At 58.5% G+C, this 24557-nt stretch carries 19 protein-coding genes; 8 read left to right on the top strand and 11 right to left on the bottom strand.

Annotated elements, in window-relative coordinates; genetic code table 11:
* Positions 1 to 1116: PTS transporter subunit EIIC (locus AB5Y92_RS17965; RefSeq protein ID WP_368227301.1), on the top strand; the 1116-nt coding region annotated here is incomplete at its 5' end.
* Between the two features lies 1 nt (position 1117).
* Here AB5Y92_RS17965 and AB5Y92_RS17960 read toward each other — a convergent pair.
* Positions 1118 to 1990 (bottom strand): LysR family transcriptional regulator, encoded by an 873-nt coding sequence (locus AB5Y92_RS17960; protein WP_005358412.1) that lies wholly within the window; start codon positions 1988 to 1990, stop codon positions 1118 to 1120.
* A gap of 100 nt (positions 1991 to 2090) precedes the next feature.
* On the opposite strand from AB5Y92_RS17960, the gene AB5Y92_RS17955 reads away from it, so the two are divergent.
* The 3 genes from AB5Y92_RS17955 to AB5Y92_RS17945 all read left to right on the top strand — a co-directional run bounded on the left by AB5Y92_RS17955 (position 2091) and on the right by AB5Y92_RS17945 (position 5241).
* A complete protein-coding gene (locus tag AB5Y92_RS17955; protein WP_368227300.1) occupies positions 2091 to 3107 on the top strand; it encodes a zinc-binding alcohol dehydrogenase family protein in 1017 nt (338 codons plus the stop codon).
* 537 nt (positions 3108 to 3644) lie between these two features.
* Positions 3645 to 4523 carry a 50S ribosomal protein L11 methyltransferase gene (gene prmA / locus AB5Y92_RS17950; protein ID WP_164536172.1) on the top strand — a complete coding sequence of 293 codons (879 nt, stop codon included), beginning with the start codon at positions 3645 to 3647 and terminating at the stop codon, positions 4521 to 4523.
* A gap of 163 nt (positions 4524 to 4686) precedes the next feature.
* Positions 4687 to 5241 (top strand): sugar O-acetyltransferase, encoded by a 555-nt coding sequence (locus AB5Y92_RS17945; RefSeq protein ID WP_164536171.1) that lies wholly within the window; start codon positions 4687 to 4689, stop codon positions 5239 to 5241.
* A 382-nt stretch (positions 5242 to 5623) separates the two neighbouring features.
* On the opposite strand, the gene AB5Y92_RS17940 is transcribed toward AB5Y92_RS17945, so the two are convergent.
* Positions 5624 to 6172, bottom strand: a complete 549-nt coding sequence (locus AB5Y92_RS17940) for an NAD(P)H nitroreductase (protein WP_201988234.1) — start codon at positions 6170 to 6172, stop codon at positions 5624 to 5626.
* 114 nt (positions 6173 to 6286) lie between these two features.
* Positions 6287 to 8314 carry an FAD-dependent oxidoreductase gene (locus AB5Y92_RS17935; RefSeq protein ID WP_368227299.1) on the bottom strand — a complete coding sequence of 676 codons (2028 nt, stop codon included), beginning with the start codon at positions 8312 to 8314 and terminating at the stop codon, positions 6287 to 6289.
* A 208-nt stretch (positions 8315 to 8522) separates the two neighbouring features.
* On the opposite strand from AB5Y92_RS17935, the gene sppA reads away from it, so the two are divergent.
* On the top strand, positions 8523 to 10367 hold the full coding sequence (gene sppA, locus AB5Y92_RS17930) for a signal peptide peptidase SppA (protein ID WP_368227298.1): 1845 nt from the start codon (positions 8523 to 8525) through the stop codon (positions 10365 to 10367).
* A gap of 91 nt (positions 10368 to 10458) precedes the next feature.
* Here sppA and AB5Y92_RS17925 read toward each other — a convergent pair whose 3' ends face one another.
* The 8 genes from AB5Y92_RS17925 to AB5Y92_RS17890 all read right to left on the bottom strand — a co-directional run bounded on the left by AB5Y92_RS17925 (position 10459) and on the right by AB5Y92_RS17890 (position 19654).
* Positions 10459 to 11379 carry a L,D-transpeptidase family protein gene (locus tag AB5Y92_RS17925; RefSeq protein ID WP_005338927.1) on the bottom strand — a complete coding sequence of 307 codons (921 nt, stop codon included), beginning with the start codon at positions 11377 to 11379 and terminating at the stop codon, positions 10459 to 10461.
* 510 nt (positions 11380 to 11889) lie between these two features.
* Positions 11890 to 13134: a tetratricopeptide repeat protein gene (locus AB5Y92_RS17920; RefSeq protein ID WP_368227297.1), complete on the bottom strand. Its 1245-nt coding sequence runs from the start codon at positions 13132 to 13134 to the stop codon at positions 11890 to 11892.
* 11 nt (positions 13135 to 13145) lie between these two features.
* A complete protein-coding gene (locus tag AB5Y92_RS17915) occupies positions 13146 to 13781 on the bottom strand; it encodes an energy transducer TonB (protein ID WP_005343441.1) in 636 nt (211 codons plus the stop codon).
* 16 nt (positions 13782 to 13797) lie between these two features.
* Positions 13798 to 14205, bottom strand: a complete 408-nt coding sequence (locus tag AB5Y92_RS17910; RefSeq protein WP_005338933.1) for a biopolymer transporter ExbD — start codon at positions 14203 to 14205, stop codon at positions 13798 to 13800.
* Positions 14206 to 14272: 67 nt separating this feature from the next.
* Positions 14273 to 14800, bottom strand: a complete 528-nt coding sequence (locus tag AB5Y92_RS17905; RefSeq protein ID WP_005338936.1) for a MotA/TolQ/ExbB proton channel family protein — start codon at positions 14798 to 14800, stop codon at positions 14273 to 14275.
* Positions 14801 to 14810: 10 nt separating this feature from the next.
* On the bottom strand, positions 14811 to 16184 hold the full coding sequence (locus tag AB5Y92_RS17900; protein ID WP_107682561.1) for a MotA/TolQ/ExbB proton channel family protein: 1374 nt from the start codon (positions 16182 to 16184) through the stop codon (positions 14811 to 14813).
* Entirely contained in the window at positions 16181 to 16945 is a 765-nt protein-coding gene (locus tag AB5Y92_RS17895) for a DUF3450 domain-containing protein (protein WP_368227296.1), read from the bottom strand. The genes AB5Y92_RS17900 and AB5Y92_RS17895 overlap by 4 nt, the downstream gene beginning before the upstream one ends.
* Positions 16946 to 17053: 108 nt before the next feature.
* Positions 17054 to 19654 carry a TonB-dependent receptor gene (locus AB5Y92_RS17890; protein WP_064338686.1) on the bottom strand — a complete coding sequence of 867 codons (2601 nt, stop codon included), beginning with the start codon at positions 19652 to 19654 and terminating at the stop codon, positions 17054 to 17056.
* Between the two features lie 739 nt (positions 19655 to 20393).
* Between AB5Y92_RS17890 and AB5Y92_RS17885 the strand changes: the two genes are divergently transcribed.
* The 3 genes from AB5Y92_RS17885 (at position 20394) to AB5Y92_RS17875 (ending at position 24536) form a co-directional block, all read left to right on the top strand.
* Positions 20394 to 21419, top strand: a complete 1026-nt coding sequence (locus AB5Y92_RS17885; RefSeq protein WP_031227629.1) for an ABC transporter permease subunit — start codon at positions 20394 to 20396, stop codon at positions 21417 to 21419.
* 106 nt (positions 21420 to 21525) lie between these two features.
* On the top strand, positions 21526 to 22569 hold the full coding sequence (locus tag AB5Y92_RS17880) for an ABC transporter permease (protein WP_013724081.1): 1044 nt from the start codon (positions 21526 to 21528) through the stop codon (positions 22567 to 22569).
* Positions 22570 to 22718: 149 nt separating this feature from the next.
* Positions 22719 to 24536 (top strand): extracellular solute-binding protein, encoded by a 1818-nt coding sequence (locus tag AB5Y92_RS17875; RefSeq protein ID WP_368227295.1) that lies wholly within the window; start codon positions 22719 to 22721, stop codon positions 24534 to 24536.
* Positions 24537 to 24557: the final 21 nt, after the last annotated feature.

Raw genomic sequence — 24557 nt, 5'->3', positions numbered from 1 at the left:
ATGATCTGCGGCCTGCTGGCGGGGCTAACCACTGCCATCATCTACCCCTGGGTTCACCAGCAAACACTGCCCCGCTGGCTGCAGATCGCCAGGGGAGAGTTTCCCAGCCTGCTGGTGTCGGCCTTGGCCTGCCTGCTGATCGCCATCCCCCTCTCGCTGCTGTGGCCGCCGCTGGAGCGCGGGCTGACCCTGCTCACCTCGGAGCTGCTTACCACGCCGTTTGGCGCCTTCTGCTACGGCACCCTCAACCGCTTGTTAATCCCGCTCGGGCTGCATCAGGTATTGGGCAGCGTCATCGGCCTTGGCGAGAGCAACCTGCAGGCGCTGGCCACCGCCCAGCCCCTTCATGAAGGATATGTAGCCGGTCTTTACCCCATCATCATGTTCGGCCTGCCGGGTGCCTGTTTTGCCATCTGGCTGCACCGCCAGCGGATGCAGCGGCTGCCGCAGGGCGGGCTGCTGCTCACCCTGGCGCTCACCTCGGCACTGGTGGGTATCACTGAACCTATCGAATTTCTGTTCGCCTTTACCGCCCCCTGGCTGTTTCTCGCCCACGCCCTGCTGACCGGACTGTCGCTGGCGGTCTGCAGCGGGCTGGGGATCAAGGTGGGCAGTTACTTCTCCGCCGGTCTGCTGGATCTGGTGCTGAGCTATCAGGCTGGGGAGCACAGCTTCTGGCTCATTCCGGTCGGTATCCTGTTTTTCGTCGCCTACACCCTGCTCTTTTACCAACTGCTGGAGCGTGCCCCCCTCAGCATGCCGAGCAAGCCCATCGCGGTGGAGCATCCGCGCCTTGCCAGCGTTGCCCCCTCCGACCCGCAGATGCTGGCGATCCAGTACCTCAAGGTGCTGGGCGGGATGGATAATCTGGTGGCGATGAGTGTCTGTATCACCCGCCTCAGCCTGCGGGTGCGCGATATTTCACTGGTGGATGAATCTCGCCTGCTGGGCCTGGGCTGCCTCTCCTGGATCCAGCTCAACGACCACCAGCTGGTGCTGGTGCTGGGCCCCAGCGCCAGCCTGATTGAAGGGCAGATCCGCATGCTGGCGGAGCGCCAGTCGGTCCCCCTCGGCCTCAAACCCAATCAGGAGTCGGCCAGCCAGAGCAGTTGGTAACTCAGGCAAACGGCAACCGCTCGGCCACGAAATCCATCAGGGTGCGCAGGGCGGGGGCCAGATGCTCCCGACTCGGATAGATTAGGTAGAACGGGTTGGCCGGAATGGGCTGATCCGGCAATACCTTCTGCAGCCGCCCCGCCGCCAAATCCCCTTCACAGACATGGTGGGGCAACAGGGCAATCCCCCCGTCATGAAGCGCCATCTCCCGCAGCGCCAGCAAGCTGTTGCTGACACAGGCCCCCTGCGGCCGCCAGCCCCCCTCCTGCAATGGCCACACCGGCATGGCCGAGTGCACCAGACAGGCATAGCGGCCCAGCTCGCTCAGCTGTTGCGGCATGCCGTGGGCCGCCAGATAGGCGGGAGCCGCCACCAGATGACGCGCCACCTGACCGATGCGCCGACAGATGAGGCTGGAGTCTTTCAGCGGCGCCGCCCGCAGCGCCAGATCGTAACCCTCCCCCACCAGATCGAGCTGCTCGTCGCTCAGGGTCAGCTCCAGCACCACTTCGGGATAGAGGGCGCGAAACTCGGCGAGGATCCGGCCAAGCAGCAGGGTGCCGGTCGCCTCGGGGGCGGTGATCCGCACCCGCCCCGCCGGGGCCGAGCGCAGCCGTGCCATCGCCAGATTGGCGCTGCGGGCCAGTGCCAGCAGCCCCTGACAGTGCTCCACATAGAGCTCCCCCTGCGGGGTCAGGCTCAACCTGCGGGTGGTGCGCTGCAACAGCCGTACCCCGAGCTGGGATTCCAGCCGCGAGATCTTCTGGCTCACCGATGACTTGGGCATACCAAGCAGCTCGGCGGCCCGGGTAAAGCTTCCCTGCTCCACCACGGTGGCAAACAGTCCCATCAACTCCAGATCGACATTGTTCATATATTCAAACAGTCTTTACCGATTACCCATCTTAATCTTGATAATCAACCAGACTAAAGTGAGTGGCAATCCCGAACACAGCGATTTGAAAGGAAAAACCATGAAAGCCATTGCCCTGACTCACTATCTGCCAAGCGACCACCCCGACTGCTTCATCGCCGCCAACCTGCCCGATCCGGTTCCGGGCCCGCGGGATCTGCTGGTGCGGGTCACCGCCACCTCCGTCAATCCGGTAGATACCAAGGTGCGCTCCCCCAAGGCAAAAATTGAAAGCTCACCACGGGTACTGGGTTGGGATGCGGTGGGGGAAGTGATCGCCATCGGCAGCGAAGTCACCCTGTTCAAGGCGGGCGACCGGGTCTGGTATGCCGGAGATATCAGCCGTCCGGGCAGCAACAGTGCCCTGCAACTGGTGGATGAACGCATCACCGCCATCGCCCCCACCAGCTTGAGCGATGTGGAGGCCGCCGCCCTGCCGCTCACCGCCATCACCGCTTGGGAAACCCTGTTCGAACGCTTCGCTCTTACCCGCGAAAGCCGTGGCAAACTGCTGATCATCGGCGGCGCCGGTGGCGTGGGCTCCATCGCCATCCAGCTGGCCCGCCAGCTCACCGGCATGGAGGTGATTGCTACCGCCTCCCGCCCCGAGAGCCGCGAGTGGTGCCTCGAAATGGGCGCCCATCAGGTTGTGAACCACCACAAGTTGCAGGAGGAGCTGACCGCCCTTGGCATCACTCAGGTCGATGCCATCTTCTGCACCAACGCCACCGCCGAGCACTGGGCCACCATGGCAGGGCTGATCCGCCCGTTTGGCCATATCTGTACCATCGCCGAATCGAGCGAGCCGTGGGATCTCTCCCTGCTCAAGAGCAAGAGCGTCACCTTCAGCCAGGAGTTCATGTTCACCCGCTCCCTGTTCCAGACGCCGGACATGATCGAGCAGCACCGCCTGCTCGGCCGGGTAGCGGCACTGGTCGATGAAGGGGTATTGCAGACCACCCTGACCAGAACCATCCCGTCACTGACCCCGGTCACGCTGGCTCAGGCCCATGCCGAGGTGGAAGCGGGCCGTATGGTTGGCAAGCTGGTGATCGACATGAGCGGCTTTGCCAACTAAGCCCTCCAACGCACCATGATGGGATAAGTTCACCAAGGAGATGCCCCAAACGGGCACAATCAGCGGCACTCATGACAGCCTGTGGCAGACCAACGTCCGACAATCAGCCAAAAAAGAGGCCATTTCGCGAGAAATGGCCTGAATACCTGAACATTGGGGTAACAATCACACACATATCCTTATGCAGGACATATTAGTCTTTGCATCTGGCGTGCCAACAGCAGCATGAATGCGCCAAAACGGCGTCAGCCCGTCCTTGAGCAAGGTGCCAACCTTGCTCTTTTTTTATCTGGCAGACTGTTTACCAGGCAAACAAGTGCAGATAAAAAAATGCCACCCGAGGGTGGCAGCGAAAGATGACGGAACTTGAGCAAAGCGTTCAGCGAAAACCGGTCGTCTTCGCCTGCATAGAGCAATACAGGAACCGTGCCAATCCGGCAAAAGCCCCCGAATCCCTCCACGTCATGGGCAAACCACGACAGCACTGCCCCATGATGGTAGAATCTCGCGGTTTCACATTTATGAAGAGTCGACGCCATGCCCTGGATACAAATTCGAATCAACGCCACTGCCAAGACCGCAGACAAGGTGAGCAACATGCTGCTGGGGCGTGGAGCCCAGGCGGTGACCTTTATGGATGCCAAGGATGTGCCCGTCTACGAACCCATGCCTGGTGAAACCCCGCTCTGGGGCGAGACCGAAGTGATGGGGCTGTTCGATGCCGAAACCGATCCGGCCCCCACCATCGCCTTTTTCCAGCAGATCTTCGGCGAAAATGTCGGCTACAAGGTCGAGCAGCTGGAAGACAAGGACTGGGTGCGCGAGTGGATGGATCACTTCCACCCGATGCAGTTTGGCGAGCGCCTCTGGATCTGCCCGAGCTGGCGCGATGTGCCGAACCCCGATGCGGTCAACGTGATGCTGGATCCGGGTCTGGCCTTCGGTACCGGTACCCACCCCACCACGGCACTTTGCCTGCAGTGGCTGGACGGGCTGGATCTGACCGGTAAAACCGTGGTCGATTTTGGCTGTGGCTCCGGCATTCTCGGCATCGCCGCCCTGAAACTGGGTGCTGCCCGCGTTATCGGTATCGACATCGACCCGCAGGCCATTCAGGCCAGCCGCGACAACGCCGCGCGCAACGGCGTCGCCGACCAGATTGAGCTCTATCTGCCGGCCGACCAGCCACAAGACGTCGAAGCGGACGTGGTAGTCGCCAACATTCTGGCCGGCCCGCTGCGCGAACTGGCACCGCTGATCGCCGGCCACGGCAAAGCGGGCAGCCTGATGGCCCTCTCCGGCGTGCTGGAGAGCCAGGCCCCGGAGCTGGAAACCATCTACGGCCAGTGGTTCGAGATGGACCCGACCGCAGTCAAGGAGGAGTGGTGCCGCCTCTCTGGCCGCAAATACGGCTAAACATAGCTCCCGCTCTCAAGGCGGAAAATCAGCATCTTTATCAAACAAGAGCACCCACGGGTGCTCTTGTTGTTTCTCCCCCTTTCCCACTCTGGGGGACGGTTCACGCTTCTCTGGCCAATGAGGGATTAACATCGTTCTTCCACATCATTGAGGCCCTGCCATGAGCGAATACCAGAAGATGATCAGCAGCCAACCTTACAACTGCATGGCACCCGAGTTGGCCCAGTTGCGCCGGGAGGCGGCACGGTGCTATCGCCGTTTCAATCAGGCGGAAGAGGAGGCAGAGCAGCGGGCACTACTGGCGGAGCTGATTGGCGAACTGGCAGAGAACGCCTTTATCTGCCCGCCCTTCTACTGCACCTATGGCCGCCACATCCACCTTGGCGAGCGCAGCTACATCAACATGGGGGCCACCCTGCTGGACAACGCCCCCATTCGCATCGGTGCCCATGTGATGATTGGGCCAAACGTGCAGATCTATACAGCAGCCCACGCACTGGAGGCCGACGAACGGATTCAGGGAACAGAAACGGCGCTGCCGGTCACCATTGAAGACAAGGTCTGGATTGGGGGCGGCGCCATCTTGCTGCCCGGCGTCACCATAGGGCGGGAGGCGATCGTCGGCGCGGGTGCCGTAGTCACCAAAAATGTACCGGCCGGTACTCGGGTTGTCGGCAACCCAGCCCGGATCCTGCCAGCCAAAAACAGGGCATAAGGCAGCCAACCGGGTTGTATGCCGATACCGCCATCAACTCACAACAGCCCCGATACCCCATAAAAAAATAAAGCCCAATGTCACGAAGACGTTGGGCTGTTAAAAGGTGCTACGGAATTGCGACTCTCATCGCAGAAAAATTAGAAGGAGTGCCCTTCTAAACTGGCAGGGAGATATTAGCGAATGCGCAAACGTTTTACATAGTGAAATACAACAGGATTGCGAGGTACATCGCACTATTTAAATAATTACCTGCTATGGCGCGCGAAGCCTCTTTGACCCATTTATTTTCCCCAATTTCTCTGGTTACTATTCATGGTTAAACAGAAAAGCCCCGATTTCTCGAGGCTTTGCTTCTCTCAACCGCAACATGGCCGAAAAGTCAGAAACGGCGGACAAACTCATCGAGCGGCAGTTCGCGCAGTTTACGCGCTTCCAGCACGGGGGTGCCGAGGTAGAGGAAACCCACCAGCTGATCCTCTGCCGCCAGTCCCAATCCCTTGTTGATCTGCTCATCGAAGATAAACCAGCCGGAGCGCCAGATACCGTTGAAACCCTGCGCCTGCGCCGCCATCTGCATCGCCATCAGGGCACAACCGGCCGAGAGCTCCTGCTCCAGTTTCGGCACCTTGGGGTGATCCTGATAACGGGTTGCCACGGCGACGACCAAGGGCGCCCGCAGCGGCGCTTCGCTGCACTTCTTGATGCTCTCTTCATCTTCGCCACGGGCACGGGCCGCCTCGGCCAGCAGCTTGCCCAGCCGCTCACGCCCCTCCCCTTCAAACAGAATGAACTGCCAGGGGGTCAGGGTGCCGTGATCCGGCGCGCGCAAGCCCGCCTTGAGGATATTGTCGAGTACCTCACCGCTCGGGGCGGGATCGGCGAGACGGCCACAGGAGTGACGATTGAGCAACAGGGTGAGGGCATCCATGGGCAATTCCTTCTCTGGGGCAATGATGGCGCTACCTTAGCACAGCACCGAATGAAGAAAACCCCTGAGGCTCAGGGGTTTATCGCACTATAAAGGACAAGAGGGCACAGTTGGCTAGATGATCGCAGCCAGCTCGGCCCCTTGCCGGATGGCGCGTTTGGCATCCAGCTCGGCAGCCACGTCGGCTCCGCCGATTATATGCACCGGCTTGCCTGCCGCCTGCAACCCTGCCTGCAGCTCCTTGAGGGGCTCCTGCCCGGCGCAGACGATCACCTGATCCACCGGCAGACACTGCTTGCTCTCGCCCACCTGAATGTGCAAGCCCTCGTCATCGATCCCCAGATATTGCACCCCGGAGAGCATCTGCACCTTGCGGTTCTTGAGCACGGTACGGTGGATCCAGCCAGTGGTTTTGCCAAGGCCGTCACCCACCTTGCTCTCCTTGCGCTGGAGCAGCCAGATCTGGCGCTCGGGGGCGTCGATTTCAGGAGCCGTGAGGCCACCGCGCTCGCCAAGCTGTTTGTCGATGCCCCACTCCTTGAGCCAGTGATCACGGTGCCCATCGGCATCCATCTCCACCTTCTTCTCGACCAGATACTCAGCCACATCGAAACCGATGCCGCCGGCACCGATCACCGCCACCTTCTGGCCGACCGGTTTGTGATCCCGCAATACATCGAGATAACTCATCACCTTGGGATGTTCGATGCCCGGAATATTGGGGGTGCGCGGACGAATACCGGTAGCGAGGATCACCTCGTCAAAACCGCCGCCGAGCAGGCTCTCGGCACTCTGGCGCTGGCCGAGATAGAGCTCGACGCCGCACTTCTCCAGCCGTTTGGCGAAATAGCGCAGGGTTTCGTGAAACTCCTCCTTGCCCGGGATCTGCTTGGCGAAGTTGAACTGGCCGCCGATTTCGCTGGCCTGATCGAACAGGCTCACCTGATGACCGCGCTCGGCAGCGTAACAGGCGAACGCCAGCCCAGCCGGGCCCGCCCCCACTACCGCCAGCTTCTTGGGCTGGGGCACGCGGCCAAAAGTCAGCTCGGTCTCGAAACAGGCGCGAGGATTGACCAGACAGGAGGCTCGCTTCTGCTTGAACACATGGTCGAGGCAAGCCTGATTGCAGGCGATGCAGGTGTTGATCTCGTCCGCACGGTTCTCGGCCGCCTTGATGACAAACTCGGGATCCGCCAGGAAGGGGCGCGCCATGGAGACCATATCCGCCTCACCCCCCGCCAGAATCCGCTCGGCCACCTCGGGGGTGTTGATACGGTTGGTAGTGATAAGCGGCACCTTGAGATGCTTTTTCAGCTCGGCGGTCACCCAACTGAAGGCGCCGCGCGGCACGCTGGTGGCGATGGTGGGAATACGCGCTTCGTGCCAACCGATACCGGTGTTGATCAGGGTCACCCCCACCGCTTCCAGCGCTTTGCCAAGGGCAATCACCTCTTCCAGGGTCGAGCCCTGCTCCACCAGATCCAGCATGGAGAGGCGGAAGATAATGATGAAGTCGGTGCCGACCCGCTCGCGGATGGTGCGGACAATCTCCACCGGGAAGCGCATCCGGTTTTCACTGCTGCCGCCCCAGCCATCGGTGCGCTTGTTGGTGCGCTCGCAAATGAACTGGTTGATGAGATAACCTTCCGAGCCCATCACCTCGACGCCATCATAACCGGCCGCCTTGGCCAACGCTGCTGTAGCCGCGAAGTCGCGGATGGTGCCGCGGATCTGCCGCTCGCTCATGGCGCGCGGTTTGAACGGGGAGATGGGTGCCTTGAGGGCGCTCGGCGCCAGACTGAAGGGATGGTAGGCGTAACGACCGGCATGGAGGATCTGCAGCGCTATCTTGCCCCCCTCCTGATGTACGGCGCTGGTCACCTTCTTGTGCTTGCTCACCTGCCAGGGGAAGCTCAGCTGCGAGCCGTGAGGCACCAGCCGACCGCGCAAGTTGGGGGCAATGCCGCCGGTGACGATAAGGCCAACACCACCACGGGCGCGCTCGGCATAAAAGGCGGCCAGCTTGTCAAAACCGCCCTTCTCCTCTTCGAGGCCGGTATGCATGGAGCCCATCAACACGCGATTGCGCAGCTGGGTAAAACCAAGGTCGAGCGGGGTCAGCAGGGTCGGATAGCGGCTCACGATGCCTCCAGTTAATTTTTTGTTATCAAACTGAGACTAGAGTAAAGAATCGAAAATTCTTTTTCAAACAAATGTTTGGACAATTTTTCAGCGAACAGCCGTGCCCTGAACGAAGATAGGCGGGATCCGCCAGTCGGAAATGGCAATTTCGCCCGCAACTGGTTAATAATGGCTCTTCTCTACCCATTAACAGGGCGATAACGCGACTATGTCTATTTTCAAAGGTCTGGGTTGGTTGTTCCGCAGCCTGTGGCGCCTGCTCAATTTCACCCGGCTGATGCTGGTCAATCTGCTGTTTCTCATCGTAGTGCTGGTCATCGTCTTCAGCGTCAGCCAGAAAGAGGCTCCCAAGGCGCCTATCGAAGGGGCGCTGACCCTCAATCTCAACGGCGTGCTGGTGGAGCAACGCTCCCAGACAGATCCCACCGTACAACTGCTGCGTCAGATGGACAGCAGCGATGAGCAGCCGAGCGAGATCGTCCTCTCCGACCTGCTATGGGCCATCAAGAGTGCCAAGGATGACGAGCGCATCAAGGCGTTGGTGATCAAGCCGCAAGGGCTGCAGGGGGCCAACTTCACCAAACTGCAGGAGGTGGCGAGCGCCATCGACTCCTTCCGGGAGAGCGGCAAACCGGTGATCGCCATGGCCGACTTCTACACTCAGGGGCAATACCTGCTGGCGGCCCACGCCGATCACGTGCTGCTCAACCAGAGCGGCGCCGTGGTGATCGAGGGGCTTGGGGTCTACCAGACCTACTTCAAGTCGGCGCTGGAGAAGCTCAACATCACCCCGCACGTGTTCAAGGTCGGTACCTACAAATCCTTCGTCGAGCCCTATACCCGCGACGAGATGTCCCCCGAGAGCAAAGAAGCGAACCAGCGCTGGCTGGATCAGCTGTGGCAATCCTATGTGGCCGATGTAGCCGAACAGCGGGAGATCGAACCCGATGCGGTCGCACCGGGCAAGGAGCGCTTCCTCGAGCTGCTGCGCAAGGCCGGTGGCAATGCCGCCAACTACGCCCTCGACAACGGGCTGGTGGATCAGCTGGCCACCCGCGACGAGATGACCCAGGCGGTCATTAAAGAAGTGGGTGAAGCTGATGACCACGGCTGGAAAGGGGTCGGCCTGAAAGAGTATCTGGCCGCCATTCCGGAACAATATCCCCAGAGCGGTAAGGATGAGGTGGGTCTGGTGGTCGCCAGCGGCGCCATCATGGATGGCGTCCAGCCTGCCGGCACCATCGGCGGTGATAGTCTCTCCGACCTGCTGGCCGATGCTCGCCGCGATGACAAGGTCAAAGCCGTGGTCCTGCGGGTCGACAGCCCGGGCGGCAGCGCCTTCGCCGCCGAGCAGATCCGCGCCGAGCTGCTGGCCCTGAAACAGGCTGGCAAGCCGGTAGTGGTCTCCATGGGCAGCTATGCCGCCTCCGGTGGCTACTGGATCTCCGCCGATGCGGACAAGATCTTCGCCTCCCCCACCACCCTCACCGGCTCCATCGGGGTATTCGGCATGTTCGCCACCATCGACAAGGCGTTGGCCCAGTTTGGGGTGCATACCGACGGGGTCGGCACCACAGATTACGTTGGCGTCGGCCCGACCCGCGCTCTGCCGGATCACGTCGGTCAGGCTATCCAGCTGAGCGTAGAAGATACCTACCAGCGCTTCATCGGTCTGGTCAGCAAAGGTCGTGGTCTGAGCCCGGAAGAGGCCGAGAAGGCGGCCGAAGGCCGAGTCTGGACCGGCGAAGATGCCAAGGCCCTGGGTCTGGTGGACGAGTTCGGCAATCTGGATGACGCCATCAAGGCTGCCGCCGACCTCGCCAACCTCAAAGAGTGGCAGGTGACCCCTATCGAGCAGGAGGAGTCCACCAAGGACAAGTTCCTGCGCCAGCTGTTTGACAGCAGTGCCCAAGTGCTGGCCCCCCAGTTGCAAAGCTGGCTGCCGGCTGGATTTGGAAAGGCATTGGTGGAAGTGAACCGCAGTCTCGACCCGCTCACCCGCTTCAACGATCCGCAAGGCACCTACGCCTTCTGCCCGGTCTGCGTGCAGTAAGCAAGCGGCGAATGCCCCATAAAAAACGGCGACCAGATGGTCGCCGTTTTCTTTATTTTACGAGTGCCAGCAGCACCGCCAACTTGCTCAATCAGGGATTGAGACGGGTCGGCATACCGGTACGCTGTTCCAGCACCTGCTTGACCACGTTGGAGTCAGACTCGGCGTGGGCGATGAAACGGGTGATGGCCGGTGTCATCGGGAGCGGCACGGAGGCGGTGGAGTTGAACTCCTCCTCGGTGCGCGACAGCGGCTCATGTACTTCCATGTAGCGACCGCCATCCGGCTCGACCGTGGTCTTGACCGGCTGGTTGACGAACTGGACGCGGGTGCCGACCGGCACGTTGTCGAACAGATACTTGATGTCGTCGGCACGCAGACGGACGCAACCGCTGCTCACCCGCAGACCGATACCGAAGGTGGCGTTGGTGCCGTGGATGGCATAGAGGTTGCCGATATAGAGGGCGTGCAGACCCATGGGGTTATCCGGACCGGCTGGCCATACTGCCGGCAGAGTCTTGCCCTGGGCGGCATAGCGACGACGGATGTTCTCGGTCGGGGTCCAGGTCGGGTTGGCGCGTTTGCGCTCTACCTTGGTGATCCAGTTCTCCGGGGTGTTTACCCCCAGCTGACCGATGCCGATGGGCAGCACTTCCACCACGTTCTTCCCTTTCGGGTAGTAGTAGAGACGCATCTCGGCAACGTTGATGACGATCCCTTCGCGGGGCGCGTTGGGCAGGATCAGCTGGTGAGGGATGATCAGGGTGCTACCCGCTTTCGGCAGATAGGGATCAACGCCCGGGTTGGCTTCCATGATGTTGGTGAGACCCAGCTGGAAGTCAGCAGCGATCTGCTCCAGCGGACGGTTGTCCGCAGGCACCACGTATTCCTGATTTTCACCGATCAGGCGGCTGTTGGCCGCAGGCAGACGGTACTCGACGGCGGCAGCCTGCTGGCTGACCAGCGCAAATGTGCATAAAAGGGCCGAAGCGGCAGTGCGAAGGGGATTCATAAAATTCCTGTGTGGTTTCCTGTACCAAATGGGCCGGGGGCCGTCTCATCCTCGGTCTGCCGGTGGCGGGTCAACCTGCCCCACGACGCCAATAACCGAGCGCGCATTCTTTCCTGAGTCGGCCAAAATTTCAACTTCCATATGTTGCTTTTCTTGTTAAAAGTAGCCGTTTTCGATGTGACGCTTATCAACAGGGCAAAAGCCACACTGGCAAGTCGCAGCTGAGTGAAAGATGAATGGCACTGCCCGCCAGTCAGCGAGCCACCCAAGCCCCCATCAACCACAGCGCTGTGTCACCTTGTGTCACGGTTGCAGCCCTAGCTAAAACGTTTGTCGCATCCGGGGAGATAAGCCAATGTCGACGGAGGCTCTTTATTGGCATGAAGAGGGATAAAACCGTGCGTCGGCCACCCGCCGGTGCCGGCAGCCACCATAAAAAAACCGCTCCGAAGAGCGGTTAATGGAGCCACCAGGCAACCATAAAAGGGACTTCAAGCGTTGTCATTGGAATTACTGGACGGCCGCCTCCCCCGCCGCACCACTCTGCTCTTTGAGGAAGCTGATCCAGGGGGATGCCCGACCGCTGACGTTGCCATTCTGAGCCGCCTGGGTGAAGGCGTTGAGGGCCTCCTTCGGCTTTTGTTGCTCAAAATAGGCGACCCCGGTCAGGAACTTGAGATCCGCACGCTGTTCACCGCTGGCGCCCGGAGCCGGCTTGGCCGCCAGAGCTACCAGATCCTGATAGCGTTTGCTCTGGATCATCATGCGCGCCATTTTCAGCTGCAGATCGGCGCTCGGGGCCAGCTGATAGGATTTGGCCAGGGTGTCGATGGCCGGATCCAGCTCCTTGGCCTGATGCCAGTAGTTGGCAAGGGTCTTGTAGTTGCTGGCGCTCGGCTCAATCACCCCGTCCTTCATCCCCTTCTCCATCACCCGGGCGGCGCGATGGGGAATACCGGTGAAGGCGAGGTAGTTGGCGAGGCGCTGCAGCTCGGCGGCCTCGGTCAACATGCCGAGGTTATAGGCAGACTCCAGCGCCGCCAGCGCCTTGGCATCGTTGCCTGCCTGCATATGCATGGCCGACAGCTGGGTCCAGTACTTCTTCTTCTCCGGGAACATGTTGACCAGAGAGGTCAGCACCTCGGTCGCCGGTTTGTACTGTTTCAGCTCGTAGTGAGCGCCCATCTTCAGCAGATACCAGGACTCCGGCGCTTTACCTGCCGACAGCTTGATCGCCTGATCCACTGCCGGGATCGCGTCACGGTACTGCTTGAGCTGCACGTGTGCGTTGGCCAGCGTGATATAGGCATGGGAGTTGGGCTTGTCATCCTTGCCCTGGTTGGCAAACCACTCCTTCATGGTCTTGATCGAGCCCTGATAATTACCCTCAGCCATATAGAGCTGGGCCAGGTTGTAGCGCACCTGCTGGGCCACCGGTGGCGGCAGGCCGCCTGTCGCGATGGCATCGGCAAAGTACTTGGTCGCCTGACCGTATTTCTCCTGCTGGGCGGCCACGAAACCGAGAGTCTGCAATATGACCCCCTTGTCGTAGACCCGCTCGCCCGCGCCGGAGAGCGCGTCTTGCAGCTTGGCATTGGCCTCACCGTATTTCTTCTCGGTGATCAGCTCCTGCGCCTTGTTGACCGCCCGATAGGCCCGATCCGACAGGGCCGGCTGCTCGGCGGCCCAACTGGCGGTGCTGAGCAGCACCGCCATGGCGACCGGGGCGAGGATCATCTTGTGTAACTTGTTCATCGCCACCTTCCTTAGTTGACCGCAAACTCGATCTCTTGCTGCATACGGCTCGCCTGCGGCTTGCCATCCACCATGGCCGGTTTGAACGTCCACTTGGCGATGGTTTTGCGCGCCTCTTTGCCGAGGTCATAACTGCGCGGCTCTTCCTTGACGATCCGCACGTTGCTGACGGTACCGCGCTCGGTGACGGTGAACTCCACCAGCACCTTGCCGGAGGCCAGCCCCGCCAGTGCAGCCTTGCGGGGCATCATGGGCTCGAAGGTGGCCAGCGGAATGGCGCCGTTGTTGCCACCGACGCCGCCACCACCGCCGCCGGTGCTGTAAGCACCCAGCGCGTTGCCACCACCGATGTTGACCGGGATGTCGAGCTTGGGCATGTCCATCGGCGCGCTCTCCATCTTCGGCCGATCCGTGCTGGCCACTTCCATCTCGGGAGGCGGTGGCGGACGCTTGGGCGGCGGCGGTTTGGGCAGCTCCCGCTGTTTCTCTTGCAGGGTCTCCTGGGGCTTGAGGCGGATGAAATCGGTCATGGTGACATCATCCTTCTCCACCAGCTCCCGGTGATCCGGTGTGATCAGCTTGTTCATTCCCAGAAACAGAAAGAACACCACCACACAGGAGACCGCCAACGATATCAGGTATCTCATAGGTCTCTCTCCGGCATCAGCTGCTCTTGTCTGCCGCGATGGAGATGTTCTGGACACCGGCCATGCGGATCTGATCCATGACCTGCACCACCAGACCGGAACGGGATTCGTTATCGGCCTGGATCACCACGGCGCTCTCCGGGTTTTCGGCCCGCAGCCGCTCGATGTTGGCGCGCACCGCCCCCACCTCGACCACCCGCTTGTCGACCCAGACCTGACCGTTTTCGCGTACCGCGACCATGATATTGCCCTTCTTCACCGTCTCGGCCGTGCTGGCACTGGGACGGTTGATCTCGACACCGGACTCCTTGACGAAGGAGGTGGTGACGATGAAGAAGATCAGCATGATGAACACTATGTCCAGCATGGGGGTCAAATCGATAGCCGCCTCGTCAGCACCGCTGTCGCTGTAACGTTTTCTCATAGCAGAAACTCCTTGCTTGTTCTGTGCCCCCGGCAGGCCATGCCTCGCCGGGGGTATGCATCCTGCATCAACCGTGTTTCAGGTTGTCTTCCAGCTTTTGCACCGCCAGTTTGGCCTTGTGATCGAGCTGGTTGACAAAAAACAGGCCGGAAAGGGCGGCGATCATGCCCGCCATGGTCGGTACCGTTGCCTTGGAGATCCCCGATGCCATCGCCCGCGGCGAACCGGTGCCTGTGATGGCCAGGGTGTCAAACACCTGCACCATCCCCACCACGGTCCCGAGCAACCCCATCAACGGGCAAAGAGCGATCAGCACCTTGATGACCGGCATCCCCTTGTCTACCGCCATGGCGACCCGTGAGACCAGCTCGCGGCGGATCTGCTTGGCAGACCAGGAGAGATGATCGGTACGGGCCAGCCAGGTGGCCTTGGTCTGCTTCACCTGCTTGGGGTAAACCGCCATAAAGTAGAACCAGCGCTCCAGCAACAGGGCCCACATCATCAGGGTCAGGAAGAACAGGGCGACCAGTACATCGCCCCCCAATCCCAAAAACCGGCGGACCGACTCGACTTCTTCAATCAACCAGAACCACATGGGTGACTCCTTACGCTGCGGCTTTGGAGGCGTGCAGACGTTCCTGATAACGGGCAACGAAACCGGCGCTCTGCTCTTCCAGCACCTGGATCAGACGACGGCTCTGGGTCTGCACAATGGTGTAGAGGAACAGCATGGGCACCGCGACGACCAGACCCTGCATGGTGGTCACCAGCGCCTCGGAGATACCGCCCGCCATCAGCTTGGGATCGCCGGTGCCGAACAATGTGATGGCCTGGAAGGTGGCAATCATCCCCACTACGGTACCGAGCAGCCCCAGCAGCGGCGCGACGGAAGCGATCAGCTTGATGATGCTGATGCCCTTCTCGAACTTGGGCACGTTGCGCAGGATGATCTCGTCGAGCTTGGACTCCAGATCCTCGATGTTGTCACCGCGATGGCTCTGGTAGGCCCCCAGCATGTCACCAATGGGGTTGCCCTTGATGATCTGATCAGATTTCAGCTGCTTGCGCATGGACGAGCCGATCAGCGACAGGCGGATACCGCAGAAGATGGCCAGCAGGGTACCGAGCACGCCGAGCACCATGATGACGTAACCCACTTCACCACCCTGATCGATCCGCTCCTTGAGAGTCGGTGACTGCACCAGCAGAGAGAGGATCACGCCGCGAGACGGGTCGATAAAGATGGGCTTGACCCCGTCACCGCCCTGTTCAAACTCGGCGATCGGTTCCAGCACCCCCTTGTCAGGTTGACGGGAAAGCTGCTCGAACTTGCCGGTCTCCGGCACGAAGGTGAGGTACTTGCCTTCGGAGACAGTGTTGAACTCACCGATCTGGGTGACCGTCTTCTCGGCCTGGTTGCCTTCGCCGTAGACCACAGTCGCCGGGATCTGGCTCACCTTGCCACCGTCCACCATGCGGCTGAGGGTGGTGGTCCAGAACGCTTCCAGATCGTCGCTGGAGGGGAGCTCTTTACTCTCGGCCAGACGGGTCAGCAGCGCGGTCTGTTCCGGATGCTCGACCCGACGGGCGGAGGCGTTGAAGATCCCCTTGAACTCACCGGCGAACTGACGCAGTACGCCGAACATCTCACCCATGTTGCCGGAACGCTGGCGCAGGGTTTCAGTCAGCTCGGTCAGCTGCTTGTCATTGGCATCGAAGGTCGCCTTGAGCTGCTCGCCCTTGGCGGTTTCGGCAGCCAGCTCGGCCTTGGCCTTGGCCAGCAGCGCCCCCTGCTCGTTCTTGTCAGCCAGGAAGCGGGCTTCCCGCTCCTTGTTGAGTTGGGATTCGCTCAGGCTGGAGGCCTTGACCTGATTCAGCAGCGCATTGAGATCCACCGGTTTTTCGGCGGCGGTCACCGGCAGGGTGACCAGGGTTGCTCCCGCAATCAGGGAGGCAATCGCAAGTTTGATTCCTTTCATGATGCTTTCTCCGCAGTTTGAACCGGCAGCTTGATCAGAGCGGGAGGCGCCTGCTTCTTGGCGATGCGAAGGCCCTGTTCAACCGCACTGCGATACTCCTGGGGCAACTCTTCCCACTGGCGAGTCTTCTTGTTCCACATCCCGGTCTCATTGCCATCCGGGGATTGATAAAGCAGCGCGATGCGGCCAACCCGCAGGAACTCGTAGGTCTTCTCGCTACCATCCTTGTCCAGGCTCGCCTTGTAGGATTCGATGGTGCGGCTGAAGCCCTCCTCGATCTGGTAGGCCTCCAGGATCTTGCGGTACTTCTCGGAGATGGTGACATCGGCACGGTTCATCAGGTCGGTCAGGGCTGCTACGCGGTCCTCGCGCTCGACCTTCTGGAACGGCAGATCCAGCGCCACAAACTGCTCGAGGGAGTCGATCATCTTGAGCATCAGGGGGACAACTTCGGTGCTGGTCTGATCAATCTGGGCGAGCTGCTTTTGCATCGACGCCAGCTCGGCACTCTGGGACTCGACCATCTTGCTCACCTGCTCGTTGTAGGTGCGCAGACTGTCGACCTGACGCAGGGCTGCCTTGTACTGGGCCAGTGCGGATTCGGCAGATTCGGCATAGCTGTCGATCTTCTGCTGGGAAACTTTGGATGCGTTGTCGGTGGCGGCTTGAGCGTCCACGGCCTGACCGGCAGTGGCGGCACTCAGATTGAAGCTGGTCAACAAGGCGGCCGAAACCAGGCTGCCAAGGAGCGCTTTCTTCATTGTAATGGTCCTTGTCTTCATAGGATTACCCTATCTCCGTAACTTCCTTGGACGTTGGGCACAGCCGGCCCGACCGGGCCGGCTGAGGTTGTATATCAACAGGGTTGATTAGAACTTGTAATTGCCTTCCACAAAGACAGTCCGACCAATCGGATTGTCATAATCGTTGGCAAAGTAGGGGGCGGTATCGCTGATGCGGTCAGCCGGAGGAGTCTTGTCAAACAGGTTGACCGCACCCAGTGTCACGCTGGCAGCTTCGTTAATCTGATACCCCATGGTGAGATTCCATGTCGTGAAGCTAGCGATTTCAGGTTCAAATCCTTGAGCTTTAGCATCTTCGCAATCAGTGAAGTAGTAATTGTTAGCGTAAGATGAGCACATCCGGTCACGATAGTTAGCAAACAAGGTTGTTGTCAGGTCACCATAACCCCAGCCAAGCTCCCAGTTTCCTTTATATTTCGGAGTGAAAGGCAGGTCATCAACGGCCGATTCTCCCGCCTGCACGATGCGCTCGCGTTTAAGCTCACGAGTGAGAGCTATTGAAGTACGGAAGATACCGAAAGAATCAGTCTCGTAACTGTATTTTACTTTGAAGTCGAGACCTGAAATCTTCTCGGATGCCATGTTGACCGGACCATAGCTTACTTTTACCAACTTACCGTTAGCATCGCGTTCCACCACTGAGCCTGGATACTGAGATGGGTTATTAATGACTTTCTGACGATCAGGGTCATCAACAATATCCTCGAGATCGATGTAATAGTAATCAACTGTGAAACCCAGACGCTCGATCGGTTCCCAAGCCAAGCCCAAGTTGTAGTTGTTACTACGCTCTTCCTTTAGAGCCTTATTGGGGCCGGTAACAACATCGTAGTACTGAGTCCCACACGCTTCTGCGATCGCAGGAGTAGACTTGTCACCCAAGCCAGACCCTCCCTGAGCCAAGCAGTATTGCAAGTCAGAACTAGAACCAAACGCCTGAGTTGAACCACCAAATAGTCGCTTCATATCAGGAGCCTTGAAACCTTGCCCCCAGCTACCACGCAATAACAGCGTATCAATAGGGCGATAGGTAATGGCAACCTTGGGAGTGAACGCACCGCCGGTTTCAGAGTCATCAAAATAGCGATCGTAGCGGCCAGCCAATGTCATCTCGACGTCAGTGATCATCGGAATGAGAAGTTCCCCACCAAGACCGACTTGATCGCGTTTACCACCGCCTTCAGTACCTCCCAAACCAGAAAAACCACCGGCTTTGGTTATGTCATCGGTTGTCTCGCTATAGTCCGTGTTAGTCCACTCGGCAGCAAGAGCGAAACCCGAGGTGCCAGCAGGGAGTTCAACCAAATCACCGCTCAGAGCACTATTGAAACTCCACAACTTGGTGGAGGCATCCTTATTGGAGTTTCCTGAATATTTGGCGACGGTAGCAGGATCGATTCGCTGGAATAGGTCTACATCCCCCTGGCGAACAGCATCTTCGAGTGTCCCAAGTACAGCAGGATTGTCTGTGGACACATCTTGGGTAGCGTAGCCTGCATAGGCTTCCCACTCATATTTATCAGCCAATGTACCAGTCAAACCTGTCGTGAAAGCCGCTGCATCAGAGGTGGTATTACTTTGGCGCGGTCCGAACTCGACAAGACGGCGTACATAGGAGCCCTCTTGACCATATGGATTACCAGGATCCGTTGCGGAAACCTTAACCTCTAGGGGATTGGGTTCAAATTGTGAGTTAGTCTCCTTGGTTCCCCAGCGAAGCTCTGCCATTGCTGTGACATTATCAGTGATATCGTACTCACCACGCCCCATCAGATCGTACTGCTTGTCTTCTGGTTTGAGGGTTCGATCACCAGCTCGGTTATAACCACATTTGCCATTTGCCAGCTTGACTGCATTTTCACCAATAAGACTGGTGCAATCTGCAACTGTTGCAACCAATGCGCCATTAGACTTCTGGAAGTTGGCTCCGTAACTAGAGAAGTTACCAAAAGCTGAACGATCTGATTTATCCAAACCGGCCCAGTCACGATCTTTGTTCTTCAATATTTCATTGCCAGAAAACTGACCCACAACCATGGTTCTGGCCCGCTCCCATTGGGAGCCCGCAACAATGTCAACGCGACCATGCTGATAACCACCTTCGGTCGTATCACCATATTTTGCTTTGACAGCGACCCCATCGAAATCTTTTTTCAGAATGAAGTTAACTACCCCTCCGATGGCATCAGAGCCGTAAATGGCAGAGCCTGCATCAGTGAGGATCTCGACACGCTCGATGGCAGCAACAGGAATTTGACCAATATCGGTGAAGTTACTGGACCCGTCTTGTGCAAGCGGGTATTGAGGAAGACGTCGACCATCAACAAGCACCAAGGTCTTACCAGCGCCTAAGCCGCGCAAGTTGACTGACTGAGCAGCAGGCGTGAATGAGAAAGAATTTGTCTGATTCATCACACCGCTGTTTTGCGACAAAGAGCCAAGAATATCTGCTGCACTATTAAACCCGCGAGCTTCAATATCTTTTGCACTAATCATGGTAACAGGTGATGGGCCTTCCACCTGAGTTGTAGATATACGGGAGCCAGTGACTTTGATTTTCTGCAGTTTTTCGACGTTCTGCCCTTCTTCGGCAGATACGGATGGGGCCGCCGCAAGGCTCGCCAAGGCGAACGCAATCGCAGCAGAGATTCTGCTCTTCCTAAGCATCGCTTATATCCTTCCTGGTTGTTTATTGTTTGCTTCCTGATACCGCCCTCTTTGGAGCGATGTGTAAGGCTTATCAATCTTTGACTAGCGACGTCAATGGAGCAGGGGTGTGGCGAGGTCAGGCGTAGAATAAGCGGAGTGTATTAATTTTGACCGGCATAATTAGTGAATAATTCTGCCAAAAACAACCAACACAATGTGAAAACATTGTTAAATGGCATAAATGGCGCTGAATTAAAATTTGATGAACTTATTAGTTAACGTGCTGTCCGTTTATATTTTATTTTGATTTATCGGTCTTAATAAGCATAAAACACTAACTTCATGAGGGTTTCATCTGACGGTTCTAATGGGGATAACAGATAAGATCGTCGAGATGGTATCGTTTTCCTTTAATTTCACATCTCAAACAAAAACATTATAAATCAACAATTTAATACCGATAAACACTCAAATAAACAGCTATTTATATTTTTTAAAATAATGTTGAGCAGTAGCGTTTTGTTTTGATTTTCACTTTTCAGATAAAAAACGTCATTTTTCGGTGCTTTTGGTCTCAGCGGGTCATTTGTCCCAGTTTTCCATTTCCTTGTACTTGATTTTTGTTGCAGAGCTTTTACAGTGGCCAAGCGGATTGTCTGCTGTTTGGCAACCAATCCAGCGCGTAATGCCAGGAAGGACAGGCCCGTCACCGGATTTGACTGGCCGCAAAAAAGAACAACAAGGACGAGGTTCCACCATGCTGTCGTATTTCCTACGCCGGATGCTTTTGATCATTCCGACGTTTCTCGGTATCACCCTGCTCGTCTTCACCATCACCCGTTTCGTGCCGGGCGGTCCGGTCGAACGCATGCTGCTGCAAGCCCAGGTTTCCCAGAATGAATCCGGCCGCTCCAGTGGCAGCAAGGGGGCGCAGGCCCTCTCCGATGAACAGATCGAGGAGCTCAAGGCCTTCTATGGGCTCGACAAGCCCATGCTGGTCGCCTACTGGGAGTGGCTGCAGAAGCTGGCGGTGCTGGATCTGGGCGAATCGACCCGCTACTACGAGCCGGTGTGGGATCTCATCAAGGAGCGGCTCCCCGTTACCGCCTTCTTCGGACTGGCAACCTTTCTGCTGAGCTATGCGGTCTCCATTCCGCTCGGGGTGGCGAAGGCGCTCAGGCACAACAGCCGCTTCGACTCGTTAAGCTCCATGCTTATCTACATGGCCTATGCCCTGCCCGCCTACGTGGTGGGGATCTTCCTCATCACCGTCTTCGCCTTCCATCTGGAGTGGCTGCCAATGGGCGGTTTTCCGGGGGACGACTTTGAGTACATGGAGAGCAGCTGGGATCAGATCCGCACTGTCTTTGCCCACGCCCTGCTGCCGCTTATCGCCTACGCCATCGGCGATTTCGCCATCCTCACCATGACCATGAAAAACAGCCTGATGGAGAACCTGTCGGCCGATTATGTGCGTACCGCAGTGGCCAAGGGGTTACCGTTTCGCAAGGCGGTCACCGACCACGCCATGCGCAACAGCCTGATCCCCATCGCCAGCCACCTGGGGTCTGTGCTCACCGTTTTCTTTGGCGGCTCCTTCCTCATCGAGACCATCTTCAACATCGACGGCATCGGTCTGCTCGGTTACGAGGCAATCGTCGAGCGGGACTACCCCACCGTCATGGGCATTCTGGCCATCACCTCCATGCTGATGCTGATTGGCAATATCGTCTCCGATATCTGTGTTGCCCTCGTTGATCCCCGCGTGCGGTTTGGAGATTAACCATGAACCAGACCTCTATTGCCATGCCGATGCTGATATCACGCCATATCGTCTCCGATATCTGCGTTACCCTCGTTGATCCCTGCGTGCGGTTTGGAGACTGACCATGAAGCTCAATCCGGTTACCTTGAAAAAACTCAAGCGCTTCAAGTCGATCAAGCGCGGTTACTACTCCTTCATCATCTTCACCACCCTGGTGCTGCTCTCCCTGCTGGCGGAGCTGCTGGTCAACAGCCGGGCACTGATGGTGAGCTATCAGGGCCAGCTGCACTTCCCCACCTATGGCGATGTGATCCCCGGTCAGCAGTTCGGGCTCGATTACGAGTACGAAACCAACTACCGCCAGCTCAAGGCCAAATTTGCCGCAGAGGGCCAGGGCGACTGGGTACTGCTGCCGCCGGTGCCCTGGAACCCCTACGAGCAGGATTTCAAGGAGGATGCCTACCCGCCTTACGCCCCCAGCGCGGCCGAGCGCCACTTCCTCGGCACCGACACCAGCGGCCGCGACGTGCTGGCGCGGCTGGTTTACGGCTTTCGCATTGCCATCGGCTTTGCCTTTATCGCGCTGGCGGCCAGTTACGCCATCGGAGTCACCATCGGCTGTCTGATGGGCTTTCTCGGCGGCCGCTTCGACCTCATCCTGCAACGCTTTATCGAGATCTGGTCCCAGGTGCCGTTTCTCTACGTCATCATGATCCTGGTGTCGCTGGCCAAGCCCAACTTCGGCCTGTTTGTCGCCATCAACGTGCTGTTCGGCTGGATGGGGATCACCTGGTATATGCGCACCCTCACCTACAAGGAGCGGGCGCGAGACTATGTGATGGCGGCGCGAGCGCAAGGGGCAACCACCGGGCGGATCATCTTCAACCACATCCTGCCCAACACCCTGATGATGATCGTTACCCTGGCGCCATTCGCCGTGGTGGGCAATATCTCGACCCTGACGGCCCTCGACTATCTGGGCTTCGGGCTGGCACCGCCGACCCCGAGCTGGGGAGAGCTGCTCTCCCAGGGCATCAACAATCTGGATGCCATCTGGATCGTCAGCTCGGTGGTGGCCGCGGTGAGTCTGGTGCTGATCATGGTCTCCTTTATCGGTGAGGCGATCCGCGAGGCGTTCGATCCGCGCAAATTTACCCGTTACCAATAAGCCAGCCGATGCCAGCGCATCGGCAGGTGCCGGGTAACGAACAGTGATTAATAAAGGACGGGCCGCCGCCATCGGCGGTCCCGGGAGCAAGGGATAATCCCGTTATCAATCAAGACCCCCAGTGCAGGGGCCAGACCTGGAAGTCAAACATGAAAAATAAAATCAAATGGATAGGTGCTCTCTTTGTGCTGGTAAACGGATCCTGGGTCTGGGCGGCCAGCCTGCCCGCGGATCTCAAATGGGAGACCAACGACACGGATCCTGTGTTCGCCTCCCCCAAGGCGCTGCCGGGTGGCAGCCTCAATATGTTTGTGGAGAGCTTTCCGCTAACGTTCCGCACCGTGGGGCCTGACTCCAACGGATCGTTCCGCTCCTTTATTCTCGATAACCAGTTGCGACTCATCAGCTTCCACCCCAATACCGGCAACCCCATCCCCTCGCTGGCGACCCACTGGGCCATCGCGCCAGACAGCCAGACCGTCTACTTCAAGCTGGATCCGCGAGCCAAATGGTCGGATGGCAAGCCGGTCAATGCTGACGACTACACCTTCGGCTACGAGATGATGCGCTCCAAACACATCAAGGGGCCCTGGTTCAACAACTACTACACCACTGAAGTAGTCGCGGTAGAGAAGATCGATGATCACACCATTATGGTCAAAGCGGGCAACCGCAAGGCCAAGATGGACCTGCTCAACACCACCGAGCTGTGGCCCCAGCCCAAGCACTACTACAAGCTGACCCCCAACTGGGTGAAGCAGTACAACTGGGCCGTGGTGCCCACCACAGGCCCCTATGTGATCAGCGACGTCAAGAAGGGCAAGTCGGTCACCTTCAGCAAGCAGAAGGATTGGTGGGCAAAAGACGATCGCTACAACCAGCACAGATTCAACATCGACACCATCAAGGTGCAGGTGATCCGCGACCACAACATCGCCTTCCGCCACTTCCTGAAAGGGGAGATCGATACCTTCGAGATGATCCTGCCCAACTGGTGGCATGAAAAAGCGGTCACCCCGGAGTACAAAAAAGGCTACGTGCAGAAGGTAATGGCCATGACCGATACCAAACAGGGCGGTCAGGGGGTTCACCTCAATGTGGCCAACCCCAAGCTGGCGGACGTAAACGTGCGCCTCGGCATCCAGCACGCCTTCAACATCGACAAGATGATCGAGACCGTGCTGCGCGGCGACTATGACAGAGCCACCACCTTTGACTCGGGCTTTGGCGAGTTCACTGACATCACGCTGCCGGAGCGGGCTTATGACATCGGCAAGGCACGGGAGTACTTTGCCAAGGGTGGCTACAACAAGCCGGGGCCGGACGGCATCCTGCAAAATGAGAAGGGTGAGCGGCTGACGCTGGCACTCACCTACACCAGTCAGGAGCACTCCAAGCGACTGACCGTGCTGAAAGAAGAGGCCAAGAAAGCGGGTCTCGATCTGGAGCTCAATCTGGTGGATGGCGCCACCGGCTTCAAGGTGATGCTGGAGAAGAAACACGAGGCAGCCTGGCTCGGTTGGGGCGGCGGCGGTCTCTATCCGCAATATTGGGAGTTTTTCCACTCCGCCAACGCCAACAAACCGCAGACCAACAACCTGTTCAACGTGGCTGACAAGAAACTGGACGCGCTGATCGACGCCTACAACGTCGAATTCGACATGGCCAAACGGGCCAAGTTCTCCCAGCAGATCCAGCAGCGCATCTATGATCTCGCCATCTTCGTGCCCGGGGTGCAGCTCAACTATGTGCGGGCCAGCAGCTGGCGTTATGTGATGCTGCCGGAGGTGCCTGCCACCAAGAACACGCCGGATCTGCTCTACTGGCCGATGGACGGTTATCCTCACAGTAGTGGCGGTCTGCTCTGGCTCGATCCCAAGGTGAAGGAAGAGACCCGCAACGCCAAGGAGGCAGGGGAGGCGCTGGCGCCCATCAACCTGCTCGACAAGACCTATGCACGTCATTGATATTCAGGCCATTGCGAAGGG

The organism is Aeromonas sp. R1-1, assembly GCF_040908495.1.
In the GTDB taxonomy this organism is placed as follows: domain Bacteria; phylum Pseudomonadota; class Gammaproteobacteria; order Enterobacterales; family Aeromonadaceae; genus Aeromonas; species Aeromonas veronii.
This window is presented reverse-complemented; position numbering and strand designations above follow the sequence as displayed.